Raw genomic sequence first — 16,549 nt, forward strand, 5'->3', positions numbered from 1 at the left:
TATCCATTTTGTTACGTTTTCTGGCAACTATTCTGCGGCTTCTGAAGCAGCTGCATGTCGTTCAAGATTTTCCACCATGTTTTGCCAGGCAGTGTTTTCTGGTTGACCCATTTCGCGTTCCCCGCACAGCAGGGCGAAATTTTCCTGTTTGTCATTGAAAATTTCGAGGGTCGTGATAACGCCATCTTTGGTAGGTTTTCTAACCAACCAGATCTCGGCAATGTGATCTTGTCTGAGGTGTAGATTGAATCCGGGGTCAAGAATGTTGATCCAAGGCCCCATTTCTTTAACTTTTTCAATATGACCTGTGTGAATTTGAATGCAGCCTTTGTTGCCAACAAAAACCATAATGGAAATATTGTCGGTGACGGATTGTTCCAAGACGTTCTTTAAGGCTGTCGGTGTTAGCTTCTCGGCAAATTCTTTGCCAATAAGTCTGAAACTTTGGTGGCGATCACAATTATGTTTTCTTAAAAGTCCGTGGAACTGATGAACATCCTTGAGTGCCGCCCATTCACTTTTCAGGGCTTCAAGATCAATCGTGTTATCAGCAACAGGAGCGCTGGCAGGATCATAACTTTCCATCAGAAGTTCTGAAGACTGTTCAGTTGCTTTATAGCGATCAATAAGTGTCTGATAAGCATCTTCGTGAGAGTCTTCAGTCAGGAAGATTTTGTGAATAGCAGTGCCTTCGTGGTCAAAAAACTGAAAGCTTTTTCTTGTTCCATTGTTTGTTTTTGTTGTGACGGCAAAGCCAAACGCCCATTTTGTGAGGAATAGCCTTAGGTCAATCTCGCGGTTAAGGACGATCCCCATGGGGCCTTTTGCACTGATTTTATCAAAGAGACCGACCTTTTCATGAACAGCATGTTCGTTACGTGTAATGATTTTAACATTACCAAGAGAACCAAGTTCCTGTACAAGCTGCCCCCAGTCAGCCTCTAGACGGATGACGTTATCACCCACACCCGCTGCAACAAGCTGCGCCTCTGTGATATTCATCGCCCGGGCGATATCACGCGCATAACCTTTTGCTGTTCCAGCGCTTAGATCGGTCCAGGCATTTGATGGCGATTTGTATTCAACAGAGAGTGTGGTGTTCATGATAAAGCTCCTGATTGCTTACCCTTTAAGGGGTGAATTTTGTTGTGCCTGTTATTTTGTCGTTTCAGGCCTGACAGCTTTTTTCTTGGCTGGATTAAGGGTGATCATTGTGATTTATGGTCCGGGTGTTTCATGGTTAGGGATTCCAAGCTTAGAATTTTAAACTGGCTGTTACTTTGAAGTTACGCCCGGGTTCATCCAGAACAGCCGCGCCACGTCTGTAATTTTTATCGAGAATATTATCGATACCGGCGTTGATTTTCAGGCCGGGAACGTAATCATCGGCATCCCAAGAGGTGAAGACATCAAATGTGGCGTAGCCGTCGATTTCGTCATTACCGTTTGGAACGCGCTTTTGTTCCCGCACAGCAAGGGCACGCCCACCGACATCAAGGTTGATGCTTTGAAAGTGGTAGCCCAACATTAAGGCTGCTTTGTCCCCTGCTATCCCTGATAGAGCTTCAGAGGTATCTGTGTTTTTACCACGAATTCTTGAACCACTTAGAGAGCCATAAACGGTAGGCGTGTCATAATGAATTTCAGCTTCGAAGCCTTGAATTCGGGCTTTTGTGACATTGCTGCTTGTCGTTGTGCCGCCAGATACATCTACGTCCAGTTCAATGAAATCATCGACGTTGTTTCTGAAGTATGAAACCTTTGCACGCAGCGAGTCATCTTCCATAAACAGGCCATCTTGTTTGATGTTTGTACCTATTTCCCATGTTTTGGCCGTTTCCGGTTTCAAATCAGGGTTCGCGACAAAGAAGTTATTTGGGATGGGGCCGCCGCCGGGAAAATGAAGGCCGGATGCGTATGTTTCACCGAGTGATGGTGCTCTGAAAGCTTCTGCATAACTTACATAGGGTTGCAAGAACGGCAGTACTTGATAGCTGACGGCAAAACGGGGAGAGGTTGATGTCTCTTCAGAATCTTCCTGTCCATCAGCTTCTAGTGAATAGGAATCATAGCGAATACCAGCTGTGAGTTCCAAGTCTTCAAAAAGCGTCAAAGTGTTATCTAGGTAAACACCATAGATGTTACGTTCTGCATCTGGATAACCGCCAATTGGGGCACCATTACTTTCCCCTTCTTGGGTGTCCTGGAAAATTTCACCGCCGATGGTTACGGCAAGTTCGGCATTTTCATGCAGGCTCAGATAAGATGTGTTGAAGCCTTCCAGGCCCAACGTTTCCAATGTTCTTTCCTGATGACGACGATCAGAAATTCTCACTTCATCGATATCTGTCGTGTCATAATAGGCTTTGATTGATGTATCAAACCACTGATTGTCGGGGTTGTCATAGCTATAATCGAAAACAAAGCTATCTTCTTTGCTTTTGCGTTCAACTATAGACGATGTGCTTAACCCGTCGGGCGTGGCTGGCAGGTTATGGTCATCGCGATATAGTCTATAGGAAAGCCCTATACGGTGGAAATCGGCGATGTCGATGCCGCCTTTTATAAGACCAGAAACGAGATCGTCGTCGGTGTAGGCTCTTTTTTTGCCGTCTCCTGCATTGTAATCATCGGTTTTGCGGCGTGTAACACTTGCCATCAAATCAATGTTATCCATGGGGCGGGCATAGCCAGTGATATTTCCATGGACACCGTTGTCAACGGTACTGAATCCTGTTGAGATTTGTGCTCCGTATTTCTCGTCAGCTTCCAGATAGTCATCAGCACTTTTGGTTTCAAAGGCAACAACGCCCCCCAAAGCACCTGTACCATGAATGGTAGAGGCTGGGCCCCTGAGAACTTCAACCTGTTTCAATAGGGTTGGATCAACAAACAAGCCACCTTTGTGTCCGGCGTTGAAGTTTTGACGTGCGCCGTCAATTCGGGTGACAACACGTTGCCCACCTAATCCACGGATCGAAGGTTTTATAACAGTATGCCGGGTACCACCTTCGAGCTCTACACTGGGTAAGTCTTTTAACAGATCATGAACTGTTTCGGCTTGTCTGCGTTCAATTTCTTGTTCGGTTACGATAGAAATAGATGCAGGGCTATCAATAGCTAATTTTTCTGTTCGTGATGCTGTTACAGAAATCGCATCCAGAGTCTGTATTTTAGGCCCAGCCAGTTTTTGGGCCGATTGTTGAGGTGGCTTTTCTGTCTCTGTACCGGTTTCCGTTGTATTATCCTGCGCCTTCAAGGGCGTGGAGAGAAGAGTTAGGGCAGCGCTTGCAAGCAAAAGCCCTTTGAAAGATTTATATTGCACAGGTCAGACACCTTATCGAAAAGCAAACCAATTAATGTTGTTTTATAAACATTGCTGGCTGGCTGGCTTGAGGTGTCTTCGTTCGACAATTGGCGAGCTGGCTGGCGTTCTCTATTGCACCCAAGAGAATTTATTTTGTGAGTATCAGTTTATTATTGGACGTAATACGAAGGCGGTAATCACTACCTTGATATTCGATGACAATTTCTCTGGTATTTTGCATCAAAGCTTCTGCTGAAACCCGAGGCATTGGGGCAGAGCCAATGCTGGTATCGCCCATGCGGCCTTGTGTATTCTTGAGGTTGTCAGACGCCATCTTTGAAACCGATACTGAAAATCATTCGCAACTAATAGTTCTGCGATTGATAAGTGTCAAGTGTATTTGCGAATGATTCTTAAAATTAACCCCACAAGCGATATGTCAGCTTGTGGGGAAAAAGGGAGGTAATTTACAGTAACTGGTTATTTGCTATTTAACGTTTCATGCTCTCAAGAGAGCTATCGTTTCCTCTTGGGCTTTCGGCAAAAAGCTCGGCCAGTTTTTCCATCATGATGCCCCCGAGTTGTTCTGCATCACTGATCGTTACGGCCCGTTTATAATAGCGGGTGACATCGTGTCCAATGCCGATGGCAAGAAGTTCAACAGGGGAACGTTTTTCAATGAGATCAATGGCTTCGCGTAAATGATCTTCCAAATAGCTGCCACTGTTTACGGATAGTGTCGAATCATCCACTGGGGCCCCATCAGAAATAACCATGAGGATACGTCTGTGCTCTGTTCTTGCGAGCAAGCGGTTATGTGCCCACAATAAAGCTTCACCATCAATGTTTTCTTTCAGGATGCCTTCGCGCAGCATCAGGCCTAGGTTTTTTCTGGACCGGCGCATCGGTGCATCGGCTTTTTTGTAAATGATGTGTCGAAGATCATTCAGGCGTCCCGGATTTCCAGGTTTCCCTTGTTCAATCCAGCGTTCACGAGACTGCCCGCCTTTCCACATTTTTGTGGTAAAGCCGAGAATTTCAACTTTAACCCCGCACCGTTCCAAGGTTCTAGCAAGAATATCTGCACTCATCGCGGCAATGGTAATCGGACGGCCACGCATAGAACCGGAATTATCAATCAAGAGCGTTACAACGGTATCCTTGAACTCGGTATCGCTTTCTTGCTTGAAGCTGAGCGAATGCAAGGGATTCGTTACAACACGAGTCAGGCGTGCAGTATCAAGTAATCCTTCCTCCAGATTGAATTCCCAGTTTCGAGTCTGCTGGGCCATCAGACGCCGTTGCAAGCGGTTCGCCAGTTTGGATATGACGCCCTGTAAATGAGAAAGCTGTTTGTCCAACAGTTCTCTTAATCGGGATAGTTCTTCGTCTTCACAAAGATCCTGTGCTTCGATTATTTCGTCAAACTGTGTGGTGAAAGATGTATAGCCGTGAACAGCCGAAAAGTTGTGATTAGGATCAAAATCTGGCTGTTGGTCAGGAGAACCCGCTGATTCTTGTCCCTGTCCATCCATTTGCTGCCCGTCACTTTCCCCGCCGTCATCAGGGGCACCTTCGGCATCACCTTGGTCACTGCTTTCTGCTTCCATAGGGGCAGATTGCTCGGACGTTTGCTGCTGATCCTGATCTTCAGATGTATCGTCCAGCTGGTCCTGATCGTCCTGTTCTTCTGTCTCGGATTCTTCGCTGTCTTCGACATCAAAATCCAATTGGCCGAGAAGATCTTGCAACGCCCGCGCAAACTCTGCCTGATCCGTGACGTGTTCCCCCAGGCCTTCCAGAGTCTCGAAAATTTCCTGACTGAGATTGGGGCGCCAGATTTCGGCAATCTTGGCGGATGTTTTTTCCAGACGTCTTCCGGTCAGGGCTTCGCGGGCCAAAACGGCCATCGCCTCGTTCAAGGGAACATCATCCGAGGTAACAGCATTGCCGTACCCCATTTGATCAAGGGTGTCTTCGTGAAGAGCTTCTAAGTTTTGAGCAACCCCTTCCATACGAGACATACCAAGGGCTTCGCATCTGGCCTGTTCAACCGAATCAAAGATAGCTGCGGCTTGGCTGTCGGCAGGTTTTAGCTTTTGATGTGTTTTTGAATCGTGGTACCGCAGACGAAGTGATGTTGAATCTGCCCGTCCGCGAATACGTTGGACGTCCTCTGCAGGTAAATCCTTTGCAGGTATGGGCAATCTGAGCTCATCACCACTCAAACCGCGACCATTGGCCGAGAAAACGACGCTGAGTTCGCTTTTCTTTGCCATGGCGCGGACTGTGGATGATGTTGCGCGTTTAAACTGTTCTAAAGGCGTTTCAGCTTTACTCATACCTGCTACTTACCGTCTTGCTCTTCGTCGTTTATGACGAAGGTTTTTCACTGCCGTCTACCAGCTCGCGTCCAAAGCATCTTTGGAAGTATTCAGCCACGAGTGGTCGTTCCATTTCATCACACTTGTTCAGGAAGGTGAGGCGGAAAGCAAAATCAATGTTATTAAAGATTTTGGCATTCTCGGCCCATGACAGAACAGTTCGCGGGCTCATAAGTGTCGAGATATCACCGTTAATAAAGCCGCTTCGGGTTAGATCGGCCAAAGAAACCATATTGGCAATGAGATCGCGATCTTCTTCGGTATCGTACTCTGGATGTTTGGCCAGAACGATATTCATTTCGTCTTTGTGTGGCAGGTAGTTCAAGGTGGAAACAATGTTCCATCTGTCCATCTGGCCCTGGTTCAGCTGTTGCGTGCCGTGGTAAAGACCCGTGGTGTCCCCCAAACCAACAGTATTCGCTGTTGAAAACAGTCTGAAAGATGGATGTGGTGTAATCACCCGGTTCTGGTCAAGCAGGGTCAGGCGCCCTTCGACTTCCAGAATACGCTGAATAACAAACATGACATCAGGACGGCCTGCATCATATTCATCAAAAACCAGAGCAACAGGGCGTTGTAGCGCCCAAGGCATCAGGCCTTCGCGGAATTCAGTAACCTGTTTGCCTTCTTTCAGGACGATGGCGTCTTTACCGACAAGATCAATACGGCTGATGTGACTATCCAGATTGACACGAATACACGGCCAGTTCAGACGGGATGCAACCTGTTCAATATGGGTTGATTTACCCGTTCCGTGATAGCCTTGAATCATCACGCGGCGATTAAAGGCAAAACCGGCGAGTAGTGCCAGTGTCGTATCATGATCAAACTGATAGGTTGGATCTTCTTCCGGAACATATTCGTTGCGTGTACTGAATGCAGGTACCTGCATATCACTGTCTATACCAAAAGCTTCACGTGCAGAAACTGTTGTATCCGGGCCGCCCATGATCATTTCGCCATGGCCAATTACTTTAGAGGACATCGTCACATCCATACTTGCTGTTAGGGTGTTATTATTTCTCGGACGCTACACTAGGACGTCAGGTCGGTTTCTTGAAGTGTTTCTTTTATAAAAATGCTGTTTTTTAAAAGGCTATAGGCCTGATTGACCTTTTTTAGCCGATCTTCTGCTCCTTTTGCGCCACCATTAGTATCCGGGTGTAGTTCTTTTGCCAGTGCCAGATAGCGCTTTTTGATCTCTTTTAAGGATTCTATGGTTTCGAGTCCCAACACACGGAGAGCTTTTCGTTCTTCTTCGGGCATAAATTTCCGGGTTTGTTCTGATTGCTTGTTGTCATATCCCGCAAAAGACCGCCATGCTTTTCCCAGATCATCAAGTTTTTTGGTGTAAATTTCTTTACCGCCGCCATTCAGGGGCCAGGTAGGTTTGCCCCAGACGGCGTCTTGCCGACGTAACTTATCGACGTCAGCGACATCCATATCTTTGCAATAGTTCCAGGCTGTATTGTATTCACGAACGTGATCAAGACAGAACCAATAATAACTGTTTAACTTTACTCTGGATTTTGGTGCGCGATACTCACCCTCTTTCGTGCAGCCTTCGGCTTCACAGCAGTTTTTAACTCTGGCTGGGTCCCAAGGCGTTTGTAATGAGGCATCGTGCGTTGATCTTTTCATTCTCGAATTATGGTGTTTCTTAACTCTGGATACAAGTCCCCGCACTGTAAAAGAATTACCTGTAAAGGCTTTGTATGCTTACATTTTACTCTAATTTTCAGTAACCGTCATGACAGCTTTTTGTCGGGGGTGCCTTCTTTGTCCGTGAATTTTACGTGAATTAACGGCATTTTAAGGGAAATTTCCTAATTTACATTGAAAGCGGGGCATATTGGTCGGTACTATGCTGCCTTAATCAAGCGAATATCTATGGATAGTAGGGTGTAGTGCCATGGGGATGACAGAAACGATAGACGCGCGTTTGCGCGAAGGTTTATCACCTTCTCATTTGGTGGTAACAGATGATTCTCATCATCATATTGGCCATGCTGGGTATCGCGAAGGCGGTGAAAGCCACTTTTCTGTCGAGATTGTTTCCGAAAAATTTGCGGGTGTTAACCGGGTTAATAGACAACGAATGATACATGAACTGTTGAAAGAAGAGCTGGTTTCCAAGATTCATGCCTTGCAAATTAAGGCGAACACACCTGATGAAATAAGCACTATGAAAACAGGCAGTTTTTGAATGACGAAAGAGAGTGATAATATTTCATTTCTTTCGCAAAGTCGGCGAGATCTTCAAAAAGAGATGAAGCGGCTTACAGGAAAAAACGGCCTGGTTTTAAAAAATGTCACTGTGCGCGGGCACCGTACTTCGTTGAGATTAGAGCCAATGATGTGGCGTGGCCTGAACGAAATTTGTGAACGCGAAGGTCTTGCTTTGAACGAGGTTTGTAATCTGGTCGAAGGGCGCCGTGTTCAATCAAGCCTTACCGCCGCAATCAGGGTTTTTACTCTTTCTTATTTTCGAACCGCTGCCCAAGAAAAAAGAGGCTGGAAGCCAATACCCAGGTCGCAATATCCGACAATTTCAAAGAACAAATAATAGCACGCTTTAAGCTGCTTGTTATGAATTTCCTGTATAAAAATCGGGCCATTCCTGTCTAACGATTTCTCCGTCAGCGCTGTAGGCATGGCAAGTGTCTATGATGCCTGGGCGTTTCTTTTTATTTTCGCTATCCTGTTTTTCACCCTTTTGGCTTTCTTTCAGCTTGGCCTGATATTTTATCATGGCTGGATAAAGTGTCTGAAAGGTAACTGTAGCCATAGCACCAAGCATTTCGACAAGATGGGTACACCCTTTGGTGCCGCCTACGGCTCGTCGAATTGCAGCTCTCCATCCCGGGCCAACTTTGAGGCCAATAACCTTTTTAAAGTTCGGGGTAATTGATGGACAAACAGAATAGGGACTGTCATCAATGCAGGCTTCTATATCTTGTACGACAAAGTTTATATCTACCGTCAGGCGTATCCACATATCATGTAAGGCTTCGCCAGCTTCAATTGTTCCCCTGAACTGATTATCAAAGGGGTATGATTTGACGTCTGTAATGCGACCCTCAATATCCCACAGCCGATCTTCGCGTTCGTAGCCTTGAAAATCGTAGCGCCTTTGGTGAAGATTTTTTCGAGGAGCAGCCGGGGGTAAGGGCATATCTAGTCCTTGAGCTGTTTCGGTCTGGAAGCTGTTTTTATCAGGATCATGAAGGGATCTGCTCTGCTATAGGAGAAACACGTACCGATGTAATCTGATGTCGCTTTCGTTCCAGGATTTCGAATCGCATATCATGAAAGACAAAGGCTTGTCCGACTTTTGGAATCTGTCTTGCTTCGTGAAGGATAAGGCCCGCGATTGTCGAAGCTTCGTCATCAGGAAGCCTCCATTCAAACTGGCGGTTCAAATCCCGGATGGTCACAGTTCCGTTGATGATAAACTCGCTTTCGGTAACGGTTTGAACTCCCTCGATATCAATGTCGTGTTCGTCGGTAATATCACCTACGATTTCTTCGAGAATGTCCTCCAGAGTTACAATTCCCTGCATTTCCCCATATTCATCGACAACGATGGCAAAGTGTGCATGACGATCACGAAAAGCATGTAGCTGAGCAAGGAGGCTTGTTGATTCTGGAATAAACCAAGGAGTACTGGCAATTGAGATCAGGGTTTCACGATCAAGTTCGCCATCGTGGGTGCGAATAGCCCGTAAAAGCGCTTTTGCATGTAAAACCCCAACGATGTTGTCGGGCTTGTCCTGCCACAAGGGAATACGGGTGTAGGAGCTGGAAAGAACGTCTTCGATAACCTGAGCAGGTGATTGATCAATATCACTGGAATTGACATCCTGGCGATGGGTCATGATTTCATCAACTTCTACATCATCCAGATCCAGAATTGATTTGAGCATCTCGCGTTCATGACGTACTTCTTCGCCTTCTCCTTCGTGGAGATCGATCGCACCGCGTAGTTCTTCTTCGGCAAATTCGTTCATTTCATCGGCTGTGTCAGAACGGGTGAAGATTGCCAGAATGACTTTAACAATGCTTTCTACAGCAAGGGCGACCGGGCCGAAAATAAAAACAATCGGGCGCAAAATTGGCGCAGATGCCAATGCAGCTTTGTCAGAATGCCTCAGCGCATAGGTTTTGGGAAGAACCTCTGCAAATACAAGGACAAGCGCAGTCATGGTCAGGGTTGCATAGATAACACCAGTTTCCCCGAATAATTTGAGGAATACCGATGTCGCCAATGCAGAGGCCAGAATGTTTACGAGGTTGTTACCCAGCAGGATAGATCCAATCAGGTGCTCTTTTGCCGACCACAGTTTATTGACGATCTGCGCCTTTTTGTCTCCGCTTTGCTCAAGCGTGTGCATGCGTGGCTTTGAAGACGCTGTCATAGATGTCTCGGCACCAGAAAAGAAGGCTGAGATTGCGAGTAGTACCACAATGGCACTGATAGAGAGAATTAACTCTGTTTCCATGGCCCTTTCAGGGGTTGTGAATAAGACAGCTCGATTATCTAGGCAATAAAGCGTTTCATAAAGTCTGAAACCACTGCCATATCTACTGCGTTATCCAGATAAGCCTGACCAATGCCTTTTGTCATAACAAAGGTCAGGCGTCCGTTACTTACTTTTTTATCCCTGCTCATGTGATCCATCAGGCGAGAAACTTCAAGCTTTTTTCCGCCCAGAGCATTAGAGGATACATAGTCTGTCGATGTTGGAAGGCCGATACTCTCAAAATGTGCGCGAACTGTTTTGGCATCTTCGTCAGAACATAATCCCAGTTCTGCTGATAGATCATGTGCCATAACCATACCAATAGAAATGGCTTCGCCGTGAAGTAAAGACCCATTGTATCCGGCCTCCGCTTCCAAAGCATGGCCAAAGGTATGCCCCAGATTGAGCAGGCCGCGTGCGCCAGATTCTTTTTCATCCATGGCAACGATTTTTGCTTTTGCTGCACAGGAGACCAGAACAGCATGTGTTCGTGCAGATACGTTGCCGGCAATGACCTTGTGTGCCTTGTTCTCTAACCATTCGAAGAACGTTGGATCGTTAATCAGTCCATACTTTACGACCTCTGCATAGCCAGCGAGAAGCTCTCTGTTGGGCAGCGTTTCAAGCAAACCAGTATCGGCAAGAACGAGTTTGGGTTGATGAAAGCTGCCGACAAGGTTTTTTCCCCGTGCCGTGTTGATACCGGTTTTACCGCCAACAGAGCTATCGACCTGTGATAACAGGGTTGTTGGAATTTGAATAAAATCGATACCACGCATTACAACTGCAGCGGCAAACCCGGCCAAATCACCTATGACACCGCCGCCAAAGGCTATCAGTGTGGATTTGCGATCAACGTTATGTTCCAGAAGAAAGTCAATTACTCTATCTAGCTGGGCGAAGCTTTTTGTCTGTTCCCCACTGGGTAGGACCAGGGAATAGCTTTCTATGCCTTCTGATTCAAGTGCTGCTTCCAGTGTGGGTAGATGGTGCCGGGCCACGTTTTCATCTGTAATGATAAAAGTGCGGTTCTGTTTGATAAATGGGTGAACGAGCGGACCTGCATTCGCGACCAAATTTTCGCCAACGAGAATGTCGTAACTGCGTTCTCCTAAATCAAGGGTAAGACGCTCGACCGATTGTTCGTTTATCTGATTTGTTTTATTATGCATCTGTCTCATTCGGGTTACAGAGTACCACAATAATCCTTAAGCCCTTCAAGGGCATTACGGGTGGTAAGGTCTGCCGAGCCTTCTTCGGATTGGGTTGTAATATTTGCCCGTTCATAAATCGGATAACGTTCTTCAATCAATCGGGATAAAATTTCACGATGGTTGCCGTTACGAAGAAGGGGGCGATGGTTTCTGCGTGATGTTCGTTCGACAAGGACATCTAGATCTGCCTTTAACCAGAGCGAAATACCCTTTTCCGCGATTGTTTCACGGGTGCGTTCATCCATAAAGGCACCACCACCTGTGGATAAAATTTGAACTGGTCCGTCCAAAAGTCGCTGTATCACAAGCCGTTCTCTGTCTCGGAAATAGGTTTCTCCATGCTCTTCGAATATTTCAGAAATGGTGCAACCCGCAGCTTTTTCTATTTCGACGTCAGCATCTACGAAAGGTAGCTTGAGAGAAAGTGCCAGCTTCTTTCCTATACATGTTTTTCCTGCGCCCATTAAGCCAACGAGAACAACAGTTTTTGGGGGAGTAAAGTTCCCGTTTGATGACATCGTACCTTTTACCGATTCATATTAATCATTTGAGCCTAGCCTATAGAAAGGATTTCCCTGAAACAAAAAGAAAAGAACGCTCTCGGCAAAGAATTAGCCGTAATAATGAATCTCTATGATGCTCGATCGCCATTCTGGGCCGACAGGTTACTTTTCGTTTATGTAGTGCCCCAGCAATTCGGAAAGTCGTTTATAGGATGTGCCGAACTGAGCCTGGGATTTATAAGCGGCATTTTCTTCGCCAAGGGCAGCGTGTATGGGAAGGGTTGCCGCGCCTTTTTGAACCATCTGGTCTGCGTGGGGTGATTTGATGACCCGGGGAAGATCGCGCTCTCCGCGTTCACTGATAGATCGCATAAAGGGCCGGGAGACGCGAATAATTGTTTCCAGAAACCAATCGGGACAGTCACCGCCGAGAATAATCGTTTCGGGATCATATAGATTTTCGAGTGAGTTTATGCCGATTCTAAAATATTCGGCATGTTGCTCTAGCCAGGAAATCACTTTGGGATCATTTGGTACGATATCCAAAAATACATCATAGGGGTCGCGGGCTTTCTTATCTTGTTTTTGCAGGTGAACAGCCAGTGATTCCAAAGATATATATCCATTTAGACACCCAGGATTCCCACAGGTACAGATAGGGCCATTTATATTTACGACAAGGTGTCCTATTGATCCTGCACGCGCTGACCTGCCACCATAAATTTTGCCATCAACCATCAAGCCTGCTGATAAGTCGGGACCGATAAAAAGATAAATAAAGTTTCTGAAATTACGGGCGCTACCCTGTAGGAATTCCGCTAAAGCCGCTGCTGCAGCGGCGGTTTCTAAAAAGGTTGGGATATCCAGTTCTTTATAGAGAAGTTCAGCGATGTTTTTGGGATCTGTTGTGAAGACACTATTGGCGTGCCGCTGATTTCGATCATCCTTTTCTGCCATGATGATGCCAATACCCAATACGCGCTTAATGTCCGTATCTGTCTTTCTTAGGACATCAAGGCACAGAGGTTCAATCAGCCTGATGACATCTTCGTCCGTCACATAAGTTACGTTTATTTGTGTTGAATTGATCAGGTTGCCAGATAAATCGACAAGGCTGATGACAATCTTGTTTAGCTCAATTCGAATACCAATGCTAAAAGCTGCTGTCGGGGATATCTGTAGTATGCGTGAGGGCTTCCCCGTGCCCCCCTTTTTGTATTTTCCTTCTGCCAACATGCCCGAATGCAGGAGGTTTTCAACCAAATTGGAAATCGTCTGGCGGGTTAGCCCTGTACGCTTGGCGATGTCTGCACGTGAAATTTCATCGTTGGATAGAACCTCACTTAGAACCAGGCGCAGGTTGTGGGCTTTTGTTTGTTCTAGATTGGTCCCTTTAGGGGGCATGGAGCTAAACGCCTTATCAGTAAAACAGATGTTTTAATCTACTCAGTAAATCAATAATTGCAAAATTTAATAATTAACTAATTGAAATGTAAATAATAAAATGCATTTGTCAAAATAATTGACAAATGCATAATTTCAAATACCATTAAGCGAATAAATAAAAATAAATGGGAGTCTTAACGTGCTTGGTATCAATAAATTCAAAAAAATAATGGTGTCGACGGCGATTACAGCTGGATTTTCAGGGGCCATTTTCTCGTCAGTTCTGGCGGGTCCTCTTGAAACGATTGATTTAAGTAAATCACCTGTAGGACCTAACGGTAATGCGGCCCAGTCAGCTGATGAAATTTCTCTTACTTCAGATGAGGTCGCTGCAGTTAAGGAAAAGAAATATAAAGCAGCCCTTGTTTGGCATGCTTCGGGTGATTGGGTAAATGCGGTTACTGAAGGTGCAAAAACAAAATTTGAAGAATTGGACATTGAAGTTGTTGCGACAACGGATGCACAGTTTGATTCAGCCAGACAAGCAAGTGATGTTGAAAACGTACTGGCATTGAATCCAGATATTATTCTGACCTTGGTTGTTGATCCCGTCAGTGGTGGAGCTGCGTTTAAACCTGCTGTTGATAAGGGGACAGAGCTTGTTTTGCTTTCAAACCCTATCGCAGGTTACAAACCCAACAGTGAATATACAGGCATTGTCACGGACGACATGTACGGTATGGGGGTTGCGGCCGCCGAAATGATGAGTGACGGAATTGGTGGCGAGGGCGAGATTGGTTTTATTTACCATGATGCGAGCTATTTTATTACGAATAATCGTGACAATGCCTTTCGCACAGCCATTCAGGAAAAGCATGGCGACATAAAAATCGTTTCTGAAAAGGGCTTCACAGAAGAGGGCCAAACCTTTGAATTGGCTTCTGCCATGGTACTTCAGAACCCGGGGTTGAAGGGTATCTATGTCGCTTGGGATGTTGCTGCCGAAGGTGTGATAGAAGCATTGCGTGCTCAGGGACGGGGTGATGTAAAGGTAATCACGCATGATCTGGGGCAAAACAATGCACTGGATATGATAAAACAGGGTAATATGTACGGTACTGTTGCGGACAGGCCTTATGAGATTGGTCAAGCCATGGCGATGCTTGGTGTCTATGGCCTTCTGGACAAGGAATCTCCCGCCTTCTCTGTGGTCGGATATGATAAAGTGACCAAAGAAAACTTGGCAACGACCTGGGAAAAGTCCTTGCGTCGGCCCATCCCGAAAAAGCTGAGTGAAGCCCTTAAGTAGTTAGTCGTTATACTTCTGCTTAACGATTACTTATCCTGACTTATCCTCTGGGGAATGGGGGATGGAAACATTACCCATTCCTCTCTTTTTGTTCTCAAATGATCTGCTCTGCTGGTTATATGATAAACAAACAGAGACCTTTCGGAATTTACCAAGGTGTTGCCATGACTTTGCTGTCTGAAACCCGATCGACGGTGTTTCATAAAATTCTTAACCGCGAGTATTTTGTTTATTATGCGCTTATACTTGTGATTGCTTTTTTTGCCGTGGTACTTGCTGATACGGCCTTTTTATCAACACCAAACTTTATGAATATCATTCGGCAAACGACACCCATCACTGTTATGGCCGTGGGGATGACATTTGCCTTGGCTGTTGGACACATTGATCTTTCTGTTGGATCTGTCGTGGCTCTATCGGCGCTGGTATGTAGTTTGTTGGTTGATGTTGTTCCGTGGCCCGTTGCCGTTTTTGCGGGCCTGTGTGCAGGCATGTTAGTGGGCCTGATAAACGGTGTTTTAACTGAATGGCTTAAAGTGTCTTCTTTGTTGATTACGCTTGGTTCTATGGGGGTTATTTCGGGTATTGCACGTGTTATAACCAATCTGGAATCTATTCCGGTTACCAATGATACCTTCACATTTGTCTTTGGCTCTGGAAGTTTGGGGCCAATATCTGTGATGTTTATATGGACGTTGTTGGCCCTTGTCTTGGGGTGGGTTTTCCTTTCAAAGACACGGTTTGGCAGCCATCTCTTGGCGGTGGGGGGGAATCCGACAGCGTCTCGTGCCCTTGGTATCAATGTTATCAAAGTAAAAATTACAGCAATGGTTATTGCTGGCGGGGCGGCTGCAATTGCCGGGATGCTTTATGCCGGGCGTTTACACGGTGCAAGGTATAGCCTTGGTGAGGCGGATCTTTTGACGGTTATCGCCGCTGTCGCTATTGGCGGGACAAGCCTGTTCGGGGGGCGCGCATCAGTTGCGGGGGCCGTCGTCGGATCATGGTTGATGGGTGTTATTAATAACGGTTTGATTTTATGGGGGTTCTCGACAAATGAGCAAATCATTGCAAGGGGACTTATTCTTATCGTTGCCGTAGCTATTGGTGTTAAGGAGGACAGAAAATGACCGCTGAATATCATGTGCCGGACACCGCGTTGGAAGTCAGGGAAATCCATAAATCCTTTGGAGGGGTCCAGGCCCTGAAGGGCGTCAGTTTCTCCATCTTGAAAGGCGAAGTCGTGGGCCTTTTGGGGGATAATGGTGCAGGAAAATCAACGCTGGTTCGTTGTATCTCTGGGGTGCATCCTCAGGACGACGGCGAGATAGTGATTAATGGTCAGGTTGTTGATATCAAATCTCCGCAGGATGCAAGGGATCAGGGGATTGAAACAGTATTTCAGGACTTGGCTGTTATACCCAACTTTGACGTTTCCAAGAATCTTTTTTTAAACCGCGAGATCCTTTCCTCGAATCCTATTTTGAAATTCTTTGGGTGGCTAAATCATAAGGAAATGAACCGTCAGAGTGAAATTGCTCTGAAGCGTCTTAATTCCCGTATTCCATCTTTCAGTGAAGAGATCAAGAATCTGTCGGGTGGGCAGCGCCAAGCTGTTTCCATTGCCCGAGCTGTGAATTGGGGGGCAGACATTGTTATTATGGATGAACCCACCGCAGCGTTGGGGGTGGAACAGGCCGCACAGGTGAATAATCTTATTAAGCTCATTAGCTCGCAAGGTATCTCAGTGCTTTTGATAAGCCACAATATACAACACGTTATGGAAGTATGTCATCGCGCAGTGGTCCTACGACATGGGCGTGCTGCGGCAAATGTTTTGATTGAGGATATTACGCCTGATGATCTTGTTGGGATTATCACCGGTGCAAAACGGGCGGCGTGATCTCGGCGTATAGCTAAGGC

At 46.1% G+C, this 16,549-nt stretch carries 16 protein-coding genes; 5 read left to right on the forward strand and 11 right to left on the reverse strand.

Features of this window, described 5'->3' with window-relative positions; translation table 11 throughout:
* Positions 1 to 27: 27 nt before the first annotated feature.
* The 6 genes from WH95_RS16795 to WH95_RS16820 form a co-directional block, all read right to left on the reverse strand.
* On the reverse strand, positions 28 to 1,104 hold the full coding sequence (locus tag WH95_RS16795; protein ID WP_046509470.1) for a hemin-degrading factor: 1,077 nt from the start codon (positions 1,102 to 1,104) through the stop codon (positions 28 to 30).
* 151 nt (positions 1,105 to 1,255) lie between these two features.
* Positions 1,256 to 3,325, reverse strand: coding sequence for a TonB-dependent hemoglobin/transferrin/lactoferrin family receptor (locus WH95_RS16800; protein ID WP_046509471.1), 2,070 nt, complete (start codon positions 3,323 to 3,325; stop codon positions 1,256 to 1,258).
* Positions 3,326 to 3,455: 130 nt separating this feature from the next.
* Complete coding sequence (gene hemP / locus WH95_RS21540) at positions 3,456 to 3,641, reverse strand: hemin uptake protein HemP (protein WP_113772044.1); 186 nt, start codon at positions 3,639 to 3,641, stop codon at positions 3,456 to 3,458.
* A 157-nt stretch (positions 3,642 to 3,798) separates the two neighbouring features.
* Positions 3,799 to 5,649 carry a cobaltochelatase subunit CobT gene (gene cobT / locus WH95_RS16810; protein ID WP_046509473.1) on the reverse strand — a complete coding sequence of 617 codons (1,851 nt, stop codon included), beginning with the start codon at positions 5,647 to 5,649 and terminating at the stop codon, positions 3,799 to 3,801.
* 31 nt (positions 5,650 to 5,680) lie between these two features.
* Positions 5,681 to 6,676, reverse strand: a complete 996-nt coding sequence (cobS, locus tag WH95_RS16815) for a cobaltochelatase subunit CobS (protein ID WP_046509475.1) — start codon at positions 6,674 to 6,676, stop codon at positions 5,681 to 5,683.
* A gap of 50 nt (positions 6,677 to 6,726) precedes the next feature.
* A complete protein-coding gene (locus tag WH95_RS16820; RefSeq protein ID WP_046509477.1) occupies positions 6,727 to 7,332 on the reverse strand; it encodes a J domain-containing protein in 606 nt (201 codons plus the stop codon).
* A 271-nt stretch (positions 7,333 to 7,603) separates the two neighbouring features.
* Between WH95_RS16820 and WH95_RS16825 the strand changes: the two genes are divergently transcribed.
* Both WH95_RS16825 and WH95_RS20760 read left to right on the forward strand, forming a co-directional pair.
* Entirely contained in the window at positions 7,604 to 7,897 is a 294-nt protein-coding gene (locus tag WH95_RS16825) for a BolA family protein (RefSeq protein WP_046509479.1), read from the forward strand.
* Positions 7,898 to 8,257 (forward strand): ribbon-helix-helix domain-containing protein, encoded by a 360-nt coding sequence (locus tag WH95_RS20760; protein ID WP_052742111.1) that lies wholly within the window; start codon positions 7,898 to 7,900, stop codon positions 8,255 to 8,257.
* A gap of 21 nt (positions 8,258 to 8,278) precedes the next feature.
* On the opposite strand, the gene WH95_RS16835 is transcribed toward WH95_RS20760, so the two are convergent.
* The 5 genes from WH95_RS16835 to WH95_RS16855 form a co-directional block, all read right to left on the reverse strand.
* Positions 8,279 to 8,866 carry a DUF2889 domain-containing protein gene (locus WH95_RS16835; RefSeq protein ID WP_046509481.1) on the reverse strand — a complete coding sequence of 196 codons (588 nt, stop codon included), beginning with the start codon at positions 8,864 to 8,866 and terminating at the stop codon, positions 8,279 to 8,281.
* Positions 8,867 to 8,912: 46 nt separating this feature from the next.
* Positions 8,913 to 10,193: an HlyC/CorC family transporter gene (locus tag WH95_RS16840; protein ID WP_046509483.1), complete on the reverse strand. Its 1,281-nt coding sequence runs from the start codon at positions 10,191 to 10,193 to the stop codon at positions 8,913 to 8,915.
* A gap of 38 nt (positions 10,194 to 10,231) precedes the next feature.
* Positions 10,232 to 11,386 carry a 3-dehydroquinate synthase gene (aroB, locus tag WH95_RS16845; protein ID WP_046509485.1) on the reverse strand — a complete coding sequence of 385 codons (1,155 nt, stop codon included), beginning with the start codon at positions 11,384 to 11,386 and terminating at the stop codon, positions 10,232 to 10,234.
* Between the two features lie 14 nt (positions 11,387 to 11,400).
* Positions 11,401 to 11,946, reverse strand: a complete 546-nt coding sequence (locus WH95_RS16850; protein ID WP_046509487.1) for a shikimate kinase — start codon at positions 11,944 to 11,946, stop codon at positions 11,401 to 11,403.
* A gap of 147 nt (positions 11,947 to 12,093) precedes the next feature.
* Positions 12,094 to 13,335: an ROK family transcriptional regulator gene (locus tag WH95_RS16855; protein ID WP_046509489.1), complete on the reverse strand. Its 1,242-nt coding sequence runs from the start codon at positions 13,333 to 13,335 to the stop codon at positions 12,094 to 12,096.
* A gap of 181 nt (positions 13,336 to 13,516) precedes the next feature.
* Here WH95_RS16855 and WH95_RS16860 point away from each other — a divergent pair, with 181 nt between their 5' ends.
* From WH95_RS16860 to WH95_RS16870, 3 genes are all read left to right on the forward strand, one after another.
* Entirely contained in the window at positions 13,517 to 14,626 is a 1,110-nt protein-coding gene (locus WH95_RS16860) for a substrate-binding domain-containing protein (RefSeq protein WP_218044520.1), read from the forward strand.
* 164 nt (positions 14,627 to 14,790) lie between these two features.
* Positions 14,791 to 15,756: an ABC transporter permease gene (locus WH95_RS16865; RefSeq protein WP_046509526.1), complete on the forward strand. Its 966-nt coding sequence runs from the start codon at positions 14,791 to 14,793 to the stop codon at positions 15,754 to 15,756.
* Positions 15,753 to 16,529, forward strand: a complete 777-nt coding sequence (locus WH95_RS16870; RefSeq protein WP_046509492.1) for an ATP-binding cassette domain-containing protein — start codon at positions 15,753 to 15,755, stop codon at positions 16,527 to 16,529. The genes WH95_RS16865 and WH95_RS16870 overlap by 4 nt, the downstream gene beginning before the upstream one ends.
* Positions 16,530 to 16,549 lie beyond the last annotated feature (20 nt).

Origin of the sequence: Kiloniella litopenaei (assembly GCF_000982415.1) — a bacterium.
GTDB classification, from domain to species: domain Bacteria; phylum Pseudomonadota; class Alphaproteobacteria; order Kiloniellales; family Kiloniellaceae; genus Kiloniella; species Kiloniella litopenaei.

Excerpts from the sequence above, each read along its gene's own strand:
- WH95_RS16820 (WP_046509477.1), bottom strand. The coding sequence starts at position 7,332 with ATGAAAAGATCAACGCACGATGCCTCATTACAAACGCCTTGGGACCCA.
- WH95_RS16865 (WP_046509526.1), top strand. The coding sequence starts at position 14,791 with ATGACTTTGCTGTCTGAAACCCGATCGACGGTGTTTCATAAAATTCTT.
- aroB (WP_046509485.1), bottom strand. The coding sequence starts at position 11,386 with ATGCATAATAAAACAAATCAGATAAACGAACAATCGGTCGAGCGTCTT.
- WH95_RS16795 (WP_046509470.1), bottom strand. The coding sequence starts at position 1,104 with ATGAACACCACACTCTCTGTTGAATACAAATCGCCATCAAATGCCTGG.
- WH95_RS16840 (WP_046509483.1), bottom strand. The coding sequence starts at position 10,193 with ATGGAAACAGAGTTAATTCTCTCTATCAGTGCCATTGTGGTACTACTC.
- WH95_RS16850 (WP_046509487.1), bottom strand. The coding sequence starts at position 11,946 with ATGTCATCAAACGGGAACTTTACTCCCCCAAAAACTGTTGTTCTCGTT.
- cobT (WP_046509473.1), bottom strand. The coding sequence starts at position 5,649 with ATGAGTAAAGCTGAAACGCCTTTAGAACAGTTTAAACGCGCAACATCA.
- hemP (WP_113772044.1), bottom strand. The coding sequence starts at position 3,641 with ATGGCGTCTGACAACCTCAAGAATACACAAGGCCGCATGGGCGATACC.
- WH95_RS16870 (WP_046509492.1), top strand. The coding sequence starts at position 15,753 with ATGACCGCTGAATATCATGTGCCGGACACCGCGTTGGAAGTCAGGGAA.
- WH95_RS16855 (WP_046509489.1), bottom strand. The coding sequence starts at position 13,335 with ATGCCCCCTAAAGGGACCAATCTAGAACAAACAAAAGCCCACAACCTG.
- WH95_RS20760 (WP_052742111.1), top strand. The coding sequence starts at position 7,898 with ATGACGAAAGAGAGTGATAATATTTCATTTCTTTCGCAAAGTCGGCGA.
- WH95_RS16825 (WP_046509479.1), top strand. The coding sequence starts at position 7,604 with ATGGGGATGACAGAAACGATAGACGCGCGTTTGCGCGAAGGTTTATCA.
- cobS (WP_046509475.1), bottom strand. The coding sequence starts at position 6,676 with ATGTCCTCTAAAGTAATTGGCCATGGCGAAATGATCATGGGCGGCCCG.
- WH95_RS16835 (WP_046509481.1), bottom strand. The coding sequence starts at position 8,866 with ATGCCCTTACCCCCGGCTGCTCCTCGAAAAAATCTTCACCAAAGGCGC.